The 15,433-nt window shown below is 73.8% G+C and carries 9 protein-coding genes and 2 pseudogenes; 6 read left to right on the top strand and 5 right to left on the bottom strand.

Annotation, left to right across the window (positions count from 1 at the left end):
• Window positions 1-3: 3 nt before the first annotated feature.
• The 3 genes from ACZ5GT_RS16570 to ACZ5GT_RS16560 form a co-directional block, all read right to left on the bottom strand.
• Window positions 4-1,269, bottom strand: a complete 1,266-nt coding sequence (locus ACZ5GT_RS16570) for an ABC transporter substrate-binding protein (protein ID WP_469022984.1) — start codon at window positions 1,267-1,269, stop codon at window positions 4-6.
• Window positions 1,270-1,478: 209 nt separating this feature from the next.
• Complete coding sequence (locus ACZ5GT_RS16565; protein WP_469022979.1) at window positions 1,479-2,732, bottom strand: ROK family transcriptional regulator; 1,254 nt, start codon at window positions 2,730-2,732, stop codon at window positions 1,479-1,481.
• A 661-nt stretch (window positions 2,733-3,393) separates the two neighbouring features.
• Window positions 3,394-4,638 carry a D-arabinono-1,4-lactone oxidase gene (locus tag ACZ5GT_RS16560; protein WP_469022973.1) on the bottom strand — a complete coding sequence of 415 codons (1,245 nt, stop codon included), beginning with the start codon at window positions 4,636-4,638 and terminating at the stop codon, window positions 3,394-3,396.
• Window positions 4,639-4,734: 96 nt separating this feature from the next.
• Here ACZ5GT_RS16560 and ACZ5GT_RS16555 point away from each other — a divergent pair, with 96 nt between their 5' ends.
• From ACZ5GT_RS16555 to ACZ5GT_RS16545, 3 genes are all read left to right on the top strand, one after another.
• Window positions 4,735-5,742: a hydroxyacid dehydrogenase gene (locus tag ACZ5GT_RS16555; RefSeq protein ID WP_469022967.1), complete on the top strand. Its 1,008-nt coding sequence runs from the start codon at window positions 4,735-4,737 to the stop codon at window positions 5,740-5,742.
• Between the two features lie 124 nt (window positions 5,743-5,866).
• On the top strand, window positions 5,867-7,234 hold the full coding sequence (locus ACZ5GT_RS16550; protein ID WP_469022962.1) for a radical SAM protein: 1,368 nt from the start codon (window positions 5,867-5,869) through the stop codon (window positions 7,232-7,234).
• A gap of 180 nt (window positions 7,235-7,414) precedes the next feature.
• Window positions 7,415-8,911, top strand: coding sequence for a cellulose binding domain-containing protein (locus ACZ5GT_RS16545; RefSeq protein WP_469022957.1), 1,497 nt, complete (start codon window positions 7,415-7,417; stop codon window positions 8,909-8,911).
• A 9-nt stretch (window positions 8,912-8,920) separates the two neighbouring features.
• Here the strand turns inward: ACZ5GT_RS16545 and ACZ5GT_RS16540 are convergent.
• Window positions 8,921-9,169: pseudogene (locus tag ACZ5GT_RS16540) on the bottom strand (pectinesterase family protein); the annotation flags it as partial.
• A gap of 220 nt (window positions 9,170-9,389) precedes the next feature.
• On the opposite strand from ACZ5GT_RS16540, the gene ACZ5GT_RS16535 reads away from it, so the two are divergent.
• Both ACZ5GT_RS16535 and rsgA read left to right on the top strand, forming a co-directional pair.
• Window positions 9,390-11,585: a sigma-70 family RNA polymerase sigma factor gene (locus ACZ5GT_RS16535; RefSeq protein WP_469022951.1), complete on the top strand. Its 2,196-nt coding sequence runs from the start codon at window positions 9,390-9,392 to the stop codon at window positions 11,583-11,585.
• Window positions 11,586-11,842: 257 nt separating this feature from the next.
• Window positions 11,843-12,952 carry a ribosome small subunit-dependent GTPase A gene (gene rsgA, locus ACZ5GT_RS16530; RefSeq protein ID WP_469022943.1) on the top strand — a complete coding sequence of 370 codons (1,110 nt, stop codon included), beginning with the start codon at window positions 11,843-11,845 and terminating at the stop codon, window positions 12,950-12,952.
• Window positions 12,953-12,973: 21 nt separating this feature from the next.
• Here the strand turns inward: rsgA and ACZ5GT_RS16525 are convergent.
• Window positions 12,974-13,365: pseudogene (locus ACZ5GT_RS16525) on the bottom strand (endonuclease/exonuclease/phosphatase family protein); the annotation flags it as partial.
• A 152-nt stretch (window positions 13,366-13,517) separates the two neighbouring features.
• Between ACZ5GT_RS16525 and ACZ5GT_RS16520 the strand changes: the two are divergent.
• Window positions 13,518-14,918: a DNA-3-methyladenine glycosylase 2 family protein gene (locus ACZ5GT_RS16520; protein WP_469023215.1), complete on the top strand. Its 1,401-nt coding sequence runs from the start codon at window positions 13,518-13,520 to the stop codon at window positions 14,916-14,918.
• Window positions 14,919-15,433: the final 515 nt, after the last annotated feature.

The raw sequence follows: 15,433 nt of genomic DNA, 5'->3' as shown, positions 1-15,433 counted from the left end.
GGTCTATCCGAACAGCTTCTTCAGCTCGGCGCCGACCGTCTTGTCGCACCTGTCGAGCGCGGCCTCCGGGTCACCGCCCTTGCGGACGCAGTCGGCGAAGAGGTCCTCGGTGGCGGTGATCATGGCCTGGGTCCAGCCGATGTTGTCGAAGTGGCCGTAGTCGTTGAAGAGCTTGACGCCCTCGGCCGGCAGTCCCGACTTCAGCTTGGCGGCGGACCGGGCGAGGGAGGTGCGCGGCGGGATGTGGAAGCCGTACGACAGCGCCCAGTCCTCCTGGTACTTCTTCTGTTCGATCCACAGCCACTTCACGTACTCCTTGGCCGCCTCGACGTTCTTGCCCTTGGCGTTGACGAACATCGACCAGCCGCCGTTGTACACCGACGGCTTGCCCGCGTCGGTGACCTTCGGGAACGGCATGATGCCGAGGTCGTCGCCGAGGGTCTGCTGGAACTGCGGCATGGCCCACATGCCGCAGAACTGGATCGCGCACAGGCCCTGGTTGAGCGCGGAGGGGTCCCAGAAGTCGGCCGGGGCGTCCAGCAGCAGGTGGCCGCTGGTGAACAGCTTGCGCATCTTCTTCAGGCCCTCGACGACGCCGTCCGTGTGGTAGGCGATCTGGTTCTTGTCGTCGAGCGTGTCCGCGCCGGCCGACCAGATCAGCGGGTTGATCACCGCGTGCAGGTCGTTGCCCAGGAAGACGCCCTTGACCTTGCTGGTGGTCAGCTTGGCGGCGGCTTCCAGCAGTTCGTCCAGCGTGGTCGGCGGTTCGATGCCCGCCTTCTCCAGCAGCGACTTGCGGTAGAAGAAGAACTGCGGGTCGTCGATCATCCGGACGCCGTATATCTTGCCGTCCACCGTGTGCGACTGGATGTCGGCCTGGTTGAAGTCGTCCTTCACCGGCTCGATGATGTCGGTCAGGTCCGCCACCTGCCCGCTCCTGACGAGCTGGATCTGCGGGTGGAACTCGAACAGGTCCGGGGCCTGCGCGGTGAGCAGCGAGGCGAACAGCTTGCTCTCGAAGTTCGAGCCGGTGATCCACTGCGTGGTCACGTTCGCGCCGTCGTACGCCTTCGCGTACCGCTTGATCGCCTGCTCCGTCCCCGCCTCGCCGTAGGCGTGGAAGTACTGGACGAGCTGCTTGCCCGAACCGGAGCCGCCGCCCCGCCCGTTGTTGCTGCCGCACGCGGCCAGCGTGCCCGCGGCGGCCATGCCCGCGGCGGCCCTGAAGAGCGATCGGCGGGACCAGTTGCTGTTGCTCGTTGCCGACATGCTGACGTCCTTGTCTCGAGTACGGCTGCGGCTCCACGGCTTCGGTGCGACGCCGGCTCGCAAGACCGGCGCCGGCTCGAAATTGCCGTGCGGTGCGGGACGTTAACCTTCGGCTAACACTTCGGCAAGGGGTTGGACGAAGCCTGCGCGAAACGTTGCGCCCGGTTCGGGATGACGAACGGCCGGGGGGCAGGGTCGGGGCCCCGCCGTCAGGAAGGCGGGGCGGTACGGCTGCGCGCGGAGCCGGCTCCGGCGCGTTTGGCGGCGGTCCGCTGCCCGACCGACTGGAGCGCGCCCTCGAGCGCGAACGTCGCGGCGCCCAGGCACACCGGGTCGGTCGGGATGGGGGACAGGACGATCCGGGTGGCGGCCAGCGGACGCCTGAGCGCGTGCCGGGCGACGGCCTCGCGCACCTCGTCCAGCAGCGGCTCGCCGAGCCGGGCGGCGACCCAGCTGCTGAGCACGACCACCTCGGGGTTGAGCAGGTTGACCAGGTCGGCGATGGCGGCGCCGAGGTAACGGGCGGTGTCCCGGACGACCTTGACCGCCACCGGATCGTTCGCGGCGACCCCGCGGGCCAGCGCGTCGACGGTGGCCGTCTGGTCCTCCGGGTGCAGCAGCGGGCTGCGCGGGCTCAGTTCGCGCAGGTTCAGCATGATGCCGGGGGCGCCGACGTACGTCTCCACGCAGCCGTGGTTGCCGCAGTGGCACAATCGCCCGTCCAGCACGAGCGTGGTGTGCCCCCACTCGCCGGCGCTGTTGCTCACCCCCCGGTGCAGTCCGCCGCCCAGCACCAGGCCGGCGCCGACGCCGGTGCCGAGGTTGACCACCACGGCGTCCCCGCGCCCCCGCGCGGCGCCGAACCACAGCTCGGCGACCGCGCAGGCGCGCAGCGGGTTGTCCAGGTACAGGGGATAGGCGATGTGCTCGGCGAGCAGGTCGAGCAGGGGCACGTCGTGCCAGTCCCAGTTGGCCGCGTACTCGGCGACGCCGGTGTCGCGGTCGACCTGCCCCGGCACGCTCACGCCGACGCCGAGCACCCGCGCGCCCTCCACACCGGCCTGCGCGACCACCGCGCCGACGGCCGCCGCGACATGGGCGACCACCTGCTCGGGGCGGCGCTCGCCGGGGCGCAGGTCCTCGTCGGCGCGGGACAGGACGTTCAGCGCCAGGTCGAACAGCTCGACCCGGACGTACGTCTCCGCGATGTCGACGCCGATCAGCGCGCCGCCGGACGCGTTGACGGCCACCAGGCCGCGGGGGCGGCCGCCGGCCGAGTCCTCGAACCCGACCTCCGTGATCATGCGGAGGTCCAGCAGTTCGCCGACCAGGGTGGCGACGGTGGCGAGGCTGAGCCCGGTGGCCGCCGCCAGTTCCTGCCGGGAAGTGGGGGACTCGGCGATGATCTGGCGCAACACCTCGTAGCGGTTCGCGGTGCGGATGTCACGTGATGTGCGCTTCACCGGATCGGCCCCCCGTCCCTTCGTCCGTGCCGCCGGGCACGTCGACACCGGCGCCCGCAAATCTATGGGCTGCGGGGACTTTCGACAAGGGGTTAGGAAAGGGGCTGAACAAAGTCGGCCTTCCGGCCTGGCGGCCCGGCCTGGCGGCCTTCCGGTCCGGTCGGGCGGCATGGACCGGTGGTCCGGCCCAATGGTCCGGCCCCGGCGGCCTGGATTGGCCTTCCGGACCGGTGGTCCGGCCCGCGCGGCCTGGCCCGGCTCGGTCGGTGCCGGGCCGGGGGACCTCACAGGTTCAGCACATCCTGCACGAAGGCGCTGGTGAACTTGCCGTCGGGGTCGGGGATGGTCGCCAGGTCCCGGAAGTCGGGCAGCCGGTCGGTGGAGCCTGGCCTGGTGGCCCTGACCGGCCTGGCCCGGTGGTCCGGCCTGGCGGCCTGAACCCGATGGTCCGGCCTGGCAGTGCGGCCCGGACCGGTGGCCGGGACCGGTGGCCCGGAACCGTTGGTCCGGCCTGGCGGCTCTGGTGGGCGCGACTCGGGCCGGCGCGACTCCGGCCCGCGCGCCCCGGGACCCGGGACCCGGGACCCGCGCCCCGCGCGACTCGGGTCCGCCCGGCCCGGCCCGGTCGGTGCCGCGCCGGGCCGGGCCGGGCCGCAGGGCCTTACAGGTCCAGCGCATCGCGCACGAAGGCGTTGGCGAACTTGCCGTCGGGGTCGAGGGTGGTCGCCAGGTCCCGGAAGTCGGGCAGCCGGGGGTACCTCGCCCGCAGGGTGGGCGCCGGGACGGTGAACACCTTGCCCCAGTGCGGCCGTGCGTCGAAGGCGTCCAGCGCCTCCTCCACCCGCCGCACGGCCGGCAGCACCGCCGCCGTGTCCGCCACCCAGGTGAAGTGCAGCGCGACCGAGTCACGGCCGTACGCCGGGCTGAGCCACTGCGCGTCGGCGGCCACCGTGCGCACCTCGCACGTCTGCAGGACGGGCGCGACGTGCGCCCGGACGGCGTCGAGCGCGTGCAGCGCGTCGAGGGCGTCCGGCAGCGGCAGCAGGTACTCGGACTGCAGCTCGTCCCCGCTGCTCGGGGTGAACTCGGCCCGGAAGTGCGGCAGTCGTTCGTGCCACGGCCCCGGCACCCCGAACTGCTCGGTGCAGTTGGCCGCGGGCATGCCGGGCACCGGGTGCATCGGCTCGGTGGCGGGCGTGGCCCGGGGGAAGTCGGGCGCGGGCCGGTCGGTGCGCCGCTTCAGCCACACCTGGCGGAACCCGGGCTCCCGCCAGTCGGTGAACAGGCTCACGCTGTACGCCGACCCCGCGACCGCCCCGAAGTCCAGCCCCGCCAGCGGCAGTTCGGTGAAGACGTACTGCTCGACCCGGTACGCCGGCTCCAGGTCGAGGGTGAGGGCGGTGACGACGCCGAGGGCGCCGAGGGAGGTGACGGCGCCGTCGAAGCGGGCGTCGCCGCGGGCGATCCGCACGGTCGAACCGTCCGCCGTGATCAGCTCCACCTCGCGCACCGGCGCCGCCAGCGAGCCGTTGGCGATGCCCGAGCCGTGCGTGCCGGTGGCGACCGACCCGGCCACCGAGATGTGCGGCAGCGACGCCATGTTGGGCAGCGCCAGCCCGTGGGCGTGCACCGTGCGCGCCAGTTCGGCGTACCGGACGCCGCCCGAGACCCGTACCGTACGGGCCGCCCGGTCCACGTCGATCTCGGGCGGCAGCCCGGCGGCCGAGAGCAGGACGCCCCCGTCGCCCGGCTCGGCGATCAGGTTGAACGAGTGCCCGCTGCCGAGCACCCGCACCTTCGGGCTGCCGGCCACCAGGGCCCTGAGCGCGGCCGGTGAGCGTGGTCGGTGCAACTCCCCGACCGTGTAGGTGATGTTGCCCGCCCAGTTGGTGACCTTCTCCGACATCCCTGCCGTCCCTCCCGCGTAGTGCGTCTGCGTTGACCCTCTCATCCGCCGCCGCCTACCGTAGGAAGCGGTTTCCCCACCGGAAGGTCACTTTCCTTGCCCGAGCGTCCGCAGGCCCTGTTCGCCATGACCGCCGCGAACGTTCCCCAGGTCTTCCCCGCCGAGGTGCTGGCGCGGCTGCGGGCGAGCGTCGACATCGACCCCGGCGTGGTGGCCGAGGACTTCACCGCACCGGGCGTCCGCGAGGCACTCGCCCGCGCCGAGATCCTCGTCACCGGGTGGGGCTGCCCCCGGCTGGACGCGGCCGTCCTCGACGCCGCCCCGAGGCTGCGCGCGGTGCTGCACTCGGCCGGCTCGGTCAAGGGGTTCCTGACCCCCGAGGTCTGGCGGCGCGGCATCGCGGTCTCCTCGGCGGCCGAGGCCAACGCCGTGCCGGTCGCCGAGTACACCCTCGCCATGATCCTGCTCGCGGGCAAGGACGTCTTCGCCCGGCGTGAACGCCTGCGCGCCGAGCGCGTCTCGCCGGGCTGGGACCTCGTCCCCGGCATCGGCAACCACGGCCGGCGCGTCGGCGTCGTCGGCGCCTCCCGGACCGGCCGTCGGGTCATCGAGCTGCTGCGCCCCTTCGACCTGCGGGTGAGCCTCACCGACCCCTACGTCGACGAGGCCGGCGCCGCCGCGCTCGGCGTACCGCTGCTGCCGCTCGACGACCTGCTGCGCACCTCGCGGACCGTCACCCTGCACGCCCCCGCCACACCCGAGACGCACCGGATGATCGGCCGCCGCGAGCTGGCCCTGATGCCGGACGGGGCGGTGCTGATCAACACCGCGCGCGGAGCCCTCGTCGACCACGATGCCCTCGCCGACGAACTGCGCACCGGCCGCCTCACCGCGATCCTCGACGTCACCGACCCCGAACCGCTGCCCGCGGCCTCCCCTCTGCTCGACCTGCCGGGCGCCTTCGTCACCCCGCACCTCGCGGGTTCCCAGGGCAACGAGCTGGCCCGCCTCGGCGCGTCGGTGGCCGCGGAGGCCGAGCGCCTGGCGGCGGGCCGGGAACCGGCGCACGCGGTCGACCCGGCGGCGCTGGAGCGGATGGCGTGAGAGACGGGATACTCGCCGGGGTACTCCGCCGGGGCGGTCGCCACGCGGGGGACCCGGCACGGCCGGCCCGGAGGCGGGGGCATACCGTGAGGAGTCGTACGTCCGAGCCATGAGGAGAGTCGGGATGGGCAGCCGTACCGCGCTGGTCGAGGATCTGATGGAGCGGTTCCCGCACGTGCCGCGGGAAGCCGTCTTCAAGGAGGACCTGCTGCGCGGCGGTGTCGCCTTCGACCCGTCCGCGCTCAGCGACAACGAAGGCGGCGAGGTCAAGCCGAAGTCGTACTTCATCTTCTCCTTCGACCACGGCACCCTGCCCGAACTCGGCGAGGCCGCGCTGCGCCGCCCGCCGGAGGAGATCATCCTCACCGGCGGCCCGTACGACCTGCGCCGCACCGTCGTCTCCGTGCGCGTCAACCCGTCCTCGCCGTACCGCGTCGCCGCCGACCAGGAGGGCGTGCTCGGGCTCTACCTCGACGGCAGGCGGATCTCCGACGTGGGCGTGCCGCCCATGCCCGAGTACTACCGGCACACCCTCGCGAGCGGGAAGTCGGTGATGGAGGTCGCCCCCACCATCCAGTGGGGCTACCTGATCTATCTGACCGTCTTCCGCGTCTGCCAGTACTTCGGCGCCAAGGAGGAGTGCCAGTACTGCGACATCAACCACAACTGGCGCCAGCACAAGGCGGCCGGGCGCCCGTACACCGGCGTCAAGGACGTGGAGGAGGTACTGGAGGCGCTGGAGATCATCGACCGCTACGACACCCAGAAGGCCTCCACCGCCTACACGCTCACCGGCGGCGCGATCACCAAGACCGTCGCCGGGCGCGACGAGGCCGACTTCTACGGCCACTACGCCAAGGCCATCGAGGAGCGCTTCCCGGGCCGCTGGATCGGCAAGGTCGTCGCGCAGGCGCTGCCGAAGCCGGACGTGCAGCGGTTCAAGGACTACGGCGTGCAGATCTACCACCCCAACTTCGAGGTGTGGGACCGCCGCCTGTTCGAGCTGTACTGCCCCGGCAAGGAGCGCTACGTCGGCCGCGACGAGTGGCACCGCAGGATCCTCGACTCCGCCGATGTCTTCGGCGCGCGCAACGTCATCCCCAACTTCGTGGCGGGCGTGGAGATGGCCGAGCCCTTCGGCTTCACCACGGTCGACGAGGCCATCGCGTCCACGACCGAGGGCCTGCGCTTCTTCATGTCGCACGGCATCACACCCCGCTTCACCACCTGGTGCCCGGAGCCCACGACCCCGCTCGGCAAGGCCAACCCGCAGGGCGCCCCGCTGGAGTACCACATCCGGCTGCTGGAGGCGTACCGCGCCACCATGGACGACTTCGGCCTGTCCTCCCCGCCCGGATACGGCCCGCCCGGACCCGGCCGTGCCGTCTTCTCCGTCAGCTCCTTCATGGACAGCCTCCCGGCGGACGAACCGGGCGACGGATCGGCCGACGGATCGGCGGGCGCACCGGCGGGCGCACCGGCGGAGGCGTGACCCGCCGCGGCGGACGGCGGGAACCCCTTGACGGGTAACCGCCGTTAACCGGTAACCGGATCCGAAGCAACCGCTTGTCAGTTGTGTCGAAAACGTGAAAGGCTCTTGCTCTGCCCCGAGGTTCCCCCCAACTCCCAGGCCAGTATGGTGAGTTGCCTCGCTTGTGGATGCAGGAGACCCATGCTCGACCTGCCGAACCCGAAGGGCGCCGCCGAGGCCGCGCTCTTCTCGGAGTGCTGGGACGCGGTGCTTTCCTACGCCGATCTGTGCACCTCCGGATCCGCCGCTGCCACGCAGCTGGCCAGGGAGGCGTTCGCACTCGGTATAGGTGAGGCCCGCGCCGCCGAAGCCGGCGCCGCCCGAGGCGTCGGCCGCCGCCCGTCCCGGCTGCCCGCCATCCCGCAGATGCTGACCGCCGTACGCACCACGGCGGCGGCCTGGGAGGCCGCCGGACGAGGCCACGACCTCGACCCCGACCTGCGCCTGTGGCTCAACTCCGACAAGGCCGCCCGCTACAACGGCCCCCCGTTGCAGCGCCCGCTCGCCCTGCGCGGCCTGCGCGACCTCCAGGAGGCGGACGCCACGCTGCTGTGGCTGGCCGAGGTGGAGGCGCTTCCCCGGTCCGTGGTGGCCCGTCGGCTCGGCCTCGACCCGGCCGCCGTCGGCGGTGAACTCGACCAGGTGCGCGGCCTGTTCCGCGACCGCTGCCACCGCAACCACCTCGACACGCCGATGGACGCGAGCTGCCGCAGCTACGCCCGCCTCCTCGACGCCGTCACCCGGTCGCCCGCCGCCGACATCCCCACCGACCTCTCGCGCCACCTCGCCACCTGCGTGGAGTGCGCCGAGGCCGCCGCCTGCCTGCGCCCGCACGGCGGGCAACTGCCCACCGCCCTCGCCGGCGGCGTGATCGGCTGGGGCGGTCTCGCCTACCTGGAGCGCCGCCGCCGTGCCGCCGAGGTGCGCCTGGGCGCCGGGCGGCCGGAACAGGCCGACGGCGAGGACCGGGAACCGCGGTCCGCGGCGCAGCGGGCCCGTCTCGTGCGGCACGGGCTCCTCGCCGCCGCGGTCCTGGTGTCGTTCGTGGCGCTGGCGGTGTCGATGATGCCGTTCGGCGGCGCGGAGGACGACATCGCTTCCGCCTCCGGCGACACGTCCGGCCGTCTGCCGGTCGCGGTCCCGCACTCGTCACTGCCGTCCGGCGCCGGGTCGTCCGCGTCGACCACCGCGCCCACCCTGGCGCCCGCGACCGCGACGTCGACGGGCGGCCACCAGAACCCGGACCCGGAACCCCAGGGCACGTCCTCCTCCACGGCCGACTCCACCGCCGACGGCGGCGGCGCGCGGTCCGGCGGGGACACCACCTGCGAGGTCGCCTACGACCTCGTCAACTCCTGGCCCGACGGCTTCCAGGCCACCGTCTCGGTGACCACCGACGACGCCGTCGACGGCTGGCGCGTGGCCTGGTCCTTCCGGGACGGCCAGCAGGTCGGCCAGATGTGGGACGCGAGCTTCACCCAGAGCGGCTCCCGCGTCACCGCCACCGCCGCCGACTACAACAAGTCCGTCCCCGCCGGGGGGACCCTGACCTTCGGCTTCCTCGCCTCCTGGCAGAGCAAGAACTCCCCGCCGTACCACTTCGAGCTCAACGGACACGCCTGCGCGAAGGCCGGCTGACGTACGGGTTCAGCCGACCGGGTTCCAGCCGTCCGCGCCGGCCAGGTACTTCTGCGGTGTGTACTGCGCGGCCTGAGCGTCGGTCAGCTGCGGGCGGTTGCCGTTGACGCCGGCGCCCGCGCCGGTGTTGCGGTACTCGAAGAAGCGGGCGTTTCGCCACGTGCTGGTGGACATATCCGTCCACGGCTGCGTGGTGGCGATCGTCGCCGACAGTGCGGACTCGCGGTACACGACCTGCGCGTTCTGCCGCCACGGACGGCCGAGCCGGGATGATGTTACCTATGCCACTGGAGTCACTCGCGTGTCGCTGATTGGCCGACACCGTCGCTTTACAGGCACCCTCCTGCGTGCCAGGATCACGGCGCTGCGGAGGAGGCCGGCGACGTCAGGGCGGCCCTTCGGGCGCGGCCCGCACGCACGGCGCCGCCGGTCGAGTGCGCCACCGCGGCGGTGGCGCGGGGCGGAGGAACCCCCTCCTATGGATCACCACTCCTTACGCGGAGCAGACGAGCGCGGAGCAGACGAGCGCGTCCCCGGGGCCGAAGCCGCGGTGAGCGGAGCCGTGCTGCACGACACCGCCTTGATCCGGGCGGCCCGCGCGGGCGACCGAACGGCACTCGAAGCCGTCCTCACCGCCTGCCTGCCGTTGCTCCACCGCATCGTCGGCCGGGCACTCGACGGCCACGCCGACACCGACGATGTGGTGCAGGAGACCATGGTCAGTATCGTGCGGGGGCTGCCCGGGCTGCGCGAACCGGAACGCTTCCGCTCCTGGGCCGTGGCCATCGCCTACCGGCAGATCCAGCAGCATCGGCGGCGCGGCTCCGGCGACCCCCCGCCTCAGCCGGAGATCGAGGAACTGGCCGAGCCGGCCACCGACTTCAGTGAGCGGACCGTCGCCGAGCTGGAGCTGAGCGGACAGCGCCGCGAGGTCGTGCACGCCGTGCGCTGGCTGGAGCCCGACGACCGGCGCCTGCTCGCCCTGTGGTGGGAGGAGACCGCCGGGGTCCTGCAGCGTGCCGAACTCGCCGCCGTCCTGAAGATCTCGCGCGGTCATGTCGCGGTCCGTGTGCAGCGCATGAAGGAGCAGCTGCACACGGCCCGCACCCTCGTAAGGGCGCTCGCCACGGTGCCCCGGTGCCAGGGCCTGGTGGCCGCCGCGCGCGGCTGGGACGGCACCCCGGGCCCGCTGTGGCGCAAGCGGCTGAGCCGGCACGTCCGCGACTGCCCGGCCTGCGGGACCCTGCGCGAGGGCCTGGTGCCACCGGAACGCCTGCTGCCCGGCATCGCCGTACCGGTGATCCCCGCCGCCGTGCTGGGCGGTGTCGGACACCTGCTGGACTCCGCCACCGCGGTGTCCTCCAAGACCGGGATCGCAGCGCTGTTCCACCGGGTCGCCGATGCCGTCCGGACACCCAGGCCCAGGACCGCCCTGGCCGCGGCGGCCGGTGGGGCGGTGCTGCTCGCCGGCGTCGTCCCCCTCGTCCGGCAGGCTCCCGCACCGGGGGGCACCCCGCGCGCCGTACCGAGGACGACGGCCACCGCGTCCGCCGTACCGGGCACGACGGGCACCGCGTCCGCCGTACCGGGCACGACGGCCACCGGCGCCGGAAACGCCGGGACCACGGCCTCCCTCTACGTCGCGCCCGACGGCTCGGACGAGAGCGGCGACGGCACTCTCGCCCACCCCTACGCCAGCCTCGGCAAAGCGGCCGACCTGGTCCGTCCGGGCGGGACCATCGCCCTGCGCGGCGGCACCTACCGGCCGGCCGAACCGGTCACCCTCGACACCGACGGCACCGCCGCGCGTCCCATCGTCCTGACCGCCTACCGGAACGAGCGGCCGGTGCTCGACGTCTCCGCCGTTCCGGACGGGAAGTGGGCGGTCACCCAGCGCGCCGACCACTGGACGGTGCGGAACCTGGAGGTACGCGGCTCCAGCAGCCACGCCTGGGTGTGCGTCGGGTGCGCGCACGACGTCTTCCGCGGACTGACGATGCACCACAACGCCAGGTCCGGGCTGGTGCTGCGGGGCGTCGGCACGGTGGGCAACACCGTCATGGACAGCGACTTCCACCACAACCGGGACGGCGCCGGCGGCGGTTCCGGGCTGGCGCTGGTCTTCGGCTCCGGCTCGGGCAACACCGTCCGGCACTGCCGCACCTGGGAGAACGGCGCCGACGGCATCGACCTGGGCGGTTTCACCAGCCCCGCGCTCCTGGACGGCAACTGGTCCTACCGCAACGGCAACGGCTTCACCTTCGGTGGCGGTCACGGCCGCGCCTCGGTGGCGCACGTCGCGCGCAACAACGTCGCCTGGGACAACGGGGGTTACGGCTTCAACGACGAGGGCAACCCGGGCGTCCTCACCCTGGTGCGCAACAGCGCGTACCGCAACGGCATCGCCGGTTTCCGGATCACCGACGCCGCCGGCGTCCTCACCGGCAACGCCGCCTGGAGCAACCGGCGCGAGGAGGACCTGGGCCCGTCCGTCCGCTCCTCGGGCAACACCTGGGACGGGGCGGCAACGGCCGTCCCGGTGACCGGCCTGCGCTCGACCGACCCACGCACCGCCGAGGGCCCGCGCCGGAAGGACGGCGCCCTGCCCCTCACGGTCTTCCTCGTGCCCCGCGCCCCCGGCACCGCCGTCGGCGCCGTCATGCCGGCCGGGTGAGGCGCGGCCACCGGCTGCTCCGCGGAAAACCGGTGGCGGGTGGTGGTGAGGGGCTGTAGCGTCTGCGCTGTTGGCCGAGTGGTCCGCGTAGTCCGTGTGGTCCGCCCTTGGGGGCGACCGTACGAGCGATGAGGAGGTGTTGACCGATGGCTGTCACTGCGATGGGCGCTGCCCGCATCCAGCTCATCAAGTCCACCTCCGTGGCCGCCGGCTGACAATCACACACCTCGCCGGGGCCACCCTGTGAAGGGTCCCCTTTGACTTCCCGCTCCGCTTCTTCCGCTTCTTCCGTCTTCTCCGCGCTCGCTCCCTACGGCTGGGACGAGGCATGGGCGACCGCGTTCGCCCCGTACGACACCGAAGGACTGCTGCCCGGCCGGGTGATCCGTGTCGACCGAGGCCAGTGCGACGTCGTCACCGCCGACGGCGTGCTGCGGGCCGACACCGCCTTCGTCACCCCGCACGACCCGCTGCGGGTCGTGTGCACCGGAGACTGGGTCGCCGTCGAACCCGCCGGCGACCCGCGCTACGTGCGGACGTACCTGCCGCGCCGCACCGCGTTCGTGCGCTCCACCTCCTCCAAGCGGTCCGAGGGGCAGATCCTCGCCGCCAACGTCGACCACGCGATCGTCGCCGTGTCGCTCGCCGCCGAGCTCGACCTCGGCCGCATCGAACGGTTCCTCGCCCTGGCCTGGGAGTCCGGGGCGCAGCCGCTCGTCGTGCTGACCAAGGCCGACCTGGTGCCCGACCCGGTCACCCGCGCCCACCTCGTGCAGGACGTGGAACTGTCGGCGCCCGGCGTGCCCGTCCTGCCGGTCAGCGCCCTGGACGGGGACGGCCTCGACGTCCTCGTCGCCACCGTCTCCGGCGGCACCTCGGTGCTGCTCGGCCAGTCCGGCGCCGGCAAGTCCACCCTCGCCAACGCGCTCCTCGGCGCCGACGTGATGGAGGTGCAGGCCATCCGGGACGTCGACGGCAAGGGACGGCACACCACCACCACCCGCAACCTGCTCGCGCTGCCCGGCGGCGGCGTCCTCATCGACACCCCGGGCCTGCGGGGCGTCGGGCTCTGGGACGCCGGCGGCGGGGTCGGACAGGTCTTCACCGAGATCGAGGCACTCGCCGAGCGGTGCCGCTTCCACGACTGCGCGCACGAGGCCGAACCGGGCTGCGCGGTGCTCACCGCCGTGGACAGCGGTGAGCTTCCCGCCCGACGGCTGGACAGCTACCGCAAGCTGATGCGGGAGAACCAGTGGATCGTGGCCAAGACCGACGCCCGCGCCCGCGCCGAACTGCGCAAGGAGTGGAAGCGCCGGGGCGCCGAGGGGAGGGCGGCGATGGAGGCGAAGCGGGGACAACGGCGGTGAGACCGCGCCCACCCTCCGCGCTCACCAGCTGATCGCGGCCGCCACCGGCAGATGATCGCTGCCGGTGGCGGGCGAGCGCATCCGCGAGGTGAGGCCGGCGAACGCGCGGTCGTCGGTGGTGCCGTTCAGGTCGCCGAGCAGCACCACCCGCGCGTTCCGCTCGGCGGCGACCGCCTCACCGAGCGCCTGGGACGCCTCCGTCCCGTGTCCCGCTGGGCCGTCGCAAAGCAAAGCCTGCCCGGGGATTCACCCGTACCGATGCCAGGTGGGCCGCATGCACGGCGGCCCCTTGCCCGTGGCCACCGTCGTGCGCAGCGCCCGGTTGTCGGCCGTCCGACGGCGGCCGGCTCGGTCTCCGCCGGCGGTCCGTGGTCCATCCTGATGCCGATCGGCCGGGTGTCCGACAGCGGCAGCCCGAACCGATCGCCCCGCGCCCCGCCGGCGGGATCCGCGTCACCGTGGAGCTGCCCGCCGCCACGGCGGATCCGCGACGGGAGTGCTGAGAACGTGACGTCCGATTTCCGCTGGCCGTGCGGTACCGAAGGCGCCGAGACTGGACACCGTGATGGACGAGGACGCCAGGTACGAAGCGGTCCGCAGCCGGGACGCCCGGTTCGACGGGGAGTTCTTCTTCGCCGTCGAGACCACCGGCATCTACTGCCGGCCCAGCTGCCCGGCGGTGACGCCGAAGCGGCGCAACGTCCGGTTCTTCGCGACGGCCGCCGCCGCGCAGCGCTCGGGGTTCCGGGCCTGCCGCCGGTGCCGGCCGGACGCCGTGCCGGGCTCGGCCGACTGGAACGCCCGCGCGGACGTGGTGGGGCGCGCCATGCGGCTGATCGGCGACGGCGTCGTCGACCGGGAGGGCGTGGCCGGCCTCGCCGCCCGGCTCGGCTACAGCGCCCGGCAGGTGCAGCGGCAGCTCACCGCCGAACTCGGCGCCGGGCCGGTAGCCCTCGCCCGCGCCCAGCGGGCGCACACCGCGCGGGTGCTGCTGCAGACCACCGGCCTGCCGGTCACCGAGATCGCGTTCGCGTCCGGGTTCGCCAGCGTGCGCCAGTTCAACGACACGATCCGCGCCGTGTACGCCTCGACGCCGAGCGGGCTGCGGTCGGCCGCGCCGGACGGCGGCCGGACCGCGCGGCGCTCGGTCGTCCCGGCGGGCGCGATACCGCTGCGGCTCGCCCACCGCGGCCCGTACCGGTCCGGCGCCGTCTTCGACCTGCTGGAGCGCGAGGCCGTGCCCGGTGTCGAGGAAGTGAGCGGGACGCCGGGACGGCGCACGTACCGCCGTACCCTCCGCCTCCCGCACGGCACCGGCATCGCCGCCGTCGACGAACGCGCCGGCGGCCCGGCGTCCGGCTCCGCCGCCCACCCGGGCGGCTGGCTGGACGCCCGCCTGCACCTCACCGACCCCCGCGACCTGACCACCGCCGTGCAGCGGCTGCGCCGGCTGTTCGACCTGGACGCCGACCCGTACGCCGTCGACGAGCGGCTCGGCGCCGACGAACGGCTCGCCCCGCTGGTCGCCGCCCGCCCGGGGCTCAGGTCGCCCGGCGCCGCCGACCCGGAGGAGTTCGCGGTGCGGGAGCTGGTGGGGCGGACGGCGGCCGCAGACCTGGTGCGGCGGTACGGCAAGGCGCTGGACGCGCCCAGCGGCAGCCTCACCCACCTCTTCCCCGAACCGGCCGTCCTCGCGGAGGCCGAGCCGCACGGCGCCCTGGGCGCCCTCGCCGCGGCCCTCGCCGACGGCGTCGTACACCTGGACGCGGGCGCCGACCGCGACGACGCGCAGGCGGCGCTGCTCGCCCTGCCCGGCATGGACGCCCGCACGGTCGCCGCGGTCCGCACCCGAGCCCTGGCCGACCCCGACGTCGCCCCGCCCGGCCTGCGCGTCCCCGACGGCTGGCGCCCCTGGCGGTCGTACGCCGTGCGGCACCTGCGGGCCGCCGGAGCGGCGTCGCCCTGACCGCCCCGCGCGCGGCGGGCCGGCGCCGGGGAGGCGGATTTTCCGATGCCCCGTTTTCACGGGGCCCGTGCGGTGGACAATTGTGGGCATGAGTCAGCAGGGGGGAAGGCCCACCGGTCACGAGGACGACTGGTGGCGGCAGTTGTACGAGGAAACCACCCAGGACACGGGCCCCACGGGCGCGCCCGACTCCCTGGACGACCGGTTCGCCTCGGCGGCGGGCACCGTGGGGGGCGGATCCGGCGTGCGCGACGCGGACATGGACGCGGAAGCGGACGGGGAGAGGGTTCCCCCGCAGTGGTCCGGGGCACCGGAGACGCCCCCGCGACCGGGGACGCCGCCGCGCCCGGGAACGCCCCCGCGGCCGGGGACGCCGCCGCGGCCCGGGGTGCCCCCGAGGCCGGGGACGTCACCGGGCGCCGGCTTCGGGGATCAGCGCGCCGGGTACGGGGACCAGGGCGCCGGGTACGGGGACCAGGGCGCAGGGGTCGGGGATCAGCGCGCCGGGGAGCCCT

It is taken from the genome of Streptomyces sp. NPDC031340, from assembly GCF_055569945.1.
This window is presented reverse-complemented; position numbering and strand designations above follow the sequence as displayed.